This is a genomic window from Methylobacterium endophyticum, assembly GCF_050591105.1.
Taxonomy (GTDB): Bacteria; Pseudomonadota; Alphaproteobacteria; order Rhizobiales; family Beijerinckiaceae; genus Methylobacterium.
Genome location: NZ_JBNHES010000040.1, coordinates 2,501 through 5,777 on the forward strand (window position 1 = coordinate 2,501; position 3,277 = coordinate 5,777).

The 3,277-nt window shown below is 56.6% G+C and carries 2 rRNA genes; both read left to right on the plus strand.

Annotated elements, in window-relative coordinates:
- Window positions 1–79 precede the first annotated feature (79 nt).
- Window positions 80–2,892: ribosomal RNA gene (locus tag ACP56T_RS21730) — 23S ribosomal RNA — on the plus strand.
- A gap of 236 nt (window positions 2,893–3,128) precedes the next feature.
- A 5S ribosomal RNA gene (rrf, locus tag ACP56T_RS21735) occupies window positions 3,129–3,244 on the plus strand.
- The last annotated feature ends 33 nt before the right edge of the window (window positions 3,245–3,277 follow it).

Below are 3,277 nucleotides of genomic sequence, written 5' to 3' on the forward strand. Positions count from 1 at the left end.
CCGGTCTTTTTGTGACCGTGTCGCGGTGATCGCCAGCAGAAACTGCTGTCGCTCACCTGCGGACATCGATCACGAGAGCGATCAAGTGCCTTAAGAGCATTCGGTGGATGCCTTGGCGCTGAGAGGCGATGAAGGACGTGGTACGCTGCGATAAGCCTTGGGGAGCTGCGAACGAGCTTTGATCCAGGGATTTCCGAATGGGGAAACCCACCTTCGACCTTTCGTATTGTGGGCTCAGCCGACCTAGCGGTCGTCTGATCCTTCATTACGATTGGTCACATGAAGGTATCAAATCCTGAATCCATAGGGGTTTGAAGCGAACCCGGGGAACTGAAACATCTCAGTACCCGGAGGAAAGGACATCAACGAGACTCCGTCAGTAGTGGCGAGCGAACGCGGATCAGGCCAGCGCCTGCAATGAGTTTACCGGAACGGTCTGGAAAGGCCGGCGAGACGGGTGACAGCCCCGTACGGGACGGATGAATTGCAGGACTCGAGTAGGGCGGGACACGTGAAATCCTGTCTGAACATGGGGGGACCACCCTCCAAGCCTAAGTACTCCTCAGCGACCGATAGTGAACCAGTACCGTGAGGGAAAGGTGAAAAGCACCCCGACGAGGGGAGTGAAACAGTTCCTGAAACCGGATGCTTACAAACAGTGGGAGCCCAAGGTTTGTCCTGGGTGACCGCGTACCTTTTGTATAATGGGTCAGCGACTTAAAGTTACGAGCGAGCTTAAGCCGATAGGTGGAGGCGCAGCGAAAGCGAGTCTGAACAGGGCGTTCAGTTCGTGGCTTTAGACCCGAAACCGAGTGATCTAGCCATGTGCAGGATGAAGGTGGGGTAACACCCACTGGAGGTCCGAACCAGTGCCCGTTGAAAAGGTCTTGGATGACGTGTGGCTAGGGGTGAAAGGCCAATCAAACTCGGAAATAGCTGGTTCTCCGCGAAAGCTATTTAGGTAGCGCCTCGAGTGAATACCTTGCGGGGTAGAGCACTGGATGGGCTAGGGCCGCCCACAGCGGTACCGCACTCAACCAAACTCCGAATACGCAAGAGTACTGCTCGGGAGACACACGGCGGGTGCTAACGTCCGTCGTGAAGAGGGAAACAACCCTGACCTACAGCTAAGGCCCCCAATTCGTGGCTAAGTGGGAAAGGATGTGGGAATCCCAAAACAACCAGGAGGTTGGCTTAGAAGCAGCCATCCTTTAAAGAAAGCGTAACAGCTCACTGGTCTAATCAAGGGTTCCTGCGCCGAAAATGTAACGGGGCTCAAGCCACGAGCCGAAGCTTAGGGTTCATCTTTTAGATGAGCGGTAGCGGAGCGTTCCCTAGGCCTGTGAAGGGATACCTGTGAGGGGTCCTGGAGGTATGGGAAGTGCGAATGCTGACATGAGTAACGACAAAGAGTGTGAAAGACACTCTCGCCGAAAGTCCAAGGGTTCCTGCGTAAAGTTAATCTGCGCAGGGTTAGCCGGCCCCTAAGGCGAGGCCGAAAGGCGTAGTCGATGGGAACGGGGCGAATATTCCCCGGCCAGTGGATGGTGACGGATCCTTGATGTGGTTCATCCTTATCGGATTGGATGGGCTGCTGCGGGGTCCCAGGAAATAGCCTCCACGTGAGACCGTACCCGAAACCGACACAGGTGGACTGGTAGAGTATACCAAGGCGCTTGAGAGAACGATGCTGAAGGAACTCGGCAATTTGCCTCCGTAACTTCGGGATAAGGAGGCCTCACGTTTGGGCAACCAGGCGTGAGGGGCACAGACCAGGGGGTGGCGACTGTTTATCTAAAACACAGGGCTCTGCGAAGTCTGTAAGACGACGTATAGGGCCTGACGCCTGCCCGGTGCCGGAAGGTTAAGAGGAGAGGTGAGAGCTTTGAATCGAAGCCCCGGTAAACGGCGGCCGTAACTATAACGGTCCTAAGGTAGCGAAATTCCTTGTCGGGTAAGTTCCGACCTGCACGAATGGCGTAACGATCTCCCCGCTGTCTCCAGCATCGGCTCAGTGAAATTGAATTCCCCGTGAAGATGCGGGGTTCCTGCGGTCAGACGGAAAGACCCCGTGCACCTTTACTGTAGCTTTGCGCTGGCCTTCGTGTCGGCATGTGTAGGATAGGTGGTAGGCTTTGAAGCATGGGCGCCAGCCTGTGTGGAGCCATCCTTGAAATACCACCCTTGGCGATATGGTGGTCTAACCGCGACCCTTGATCGGGGTCCGGGACCGCGCATGGCAGGCAGTTTGACTGGGGCGGTCGCCTCCCAAAGCGTAACGGAGGCGTACGAAGGTGGGCTCAGAGCGGTCGGAAATCGCTCGGCGAGTGCAATGGCATAAGCCCGCTTGACTGCGAGACGGACATGTCGAGCAGAGACGAAAGTCGGTCATAGTGATCCGGTGGTCCCGCGTGGGTGGGCCATCGCTCAACGGATAAAAGGTACGCCGGGGATAACAGGCTGATGACCCCCAAGAGTCCATATCGACGGGGTCGTTTGGCACCTCGATGTCGGCTCATCACATCCTGGGGCTGGAGAAGGTCCCAAGGGTTCGGCTGTTCGCCGATTAAAGTGGTACGTGAGCTGGGTTCAGAACGTCGTGAGACAGTTCGGTCCCTATCTGCCGTGGGTGTTGGAGTATTGAGAGGATTTGTCCCTAGTACGAGAGGACCGGGATGAACGTACCTCTGGTGGACCTGTTGTGGCGCCAGCCGCAGTGCAGGGTAGCTATGTACGGACGGGATAACCGCTGAAGGCATCTAAGCGGGAAACCCACCTCGAAACGAGTACTCCCTTGAGGGCCGTGGAAGACGACCACGTCGATAGGCCGGATGTGCAAGCGCGGCAACGCGTTGAGCTGACCGGTACTAATCGCCCGATCGGCTTGATCGCTCTCGTGATCACTGTCCGTAAAAACAAACGACACGCACACAACAAAGACCATGCGACCAGAAGGCGAATAGCGAATAGCGAATGGAGAGCCGACAGGCTCGTCTCCAAGACGCCATCCGCCACTCGCCCGACACAGGCGCATCAGCTTGCCGAACATCGAAGAACTTGGCCCGGACCGGTCCTCATGGTCTCGAGGTCAAGTCCGAAAAAGTCCCAAAAAATTTGCGTTGCGCCGGTCTGGTGGCCTGAGCGGTGTGCCCAGAACCCGATCCCATCTCGAACTCGGCCGTTAAACACACCAGCGCCCATGGTACTGTGTCTCAAGACACGGGAGAGTCGGTCGCCGCCAGACCCGCACAACGCAAATCCAAAAACACACTCCCTC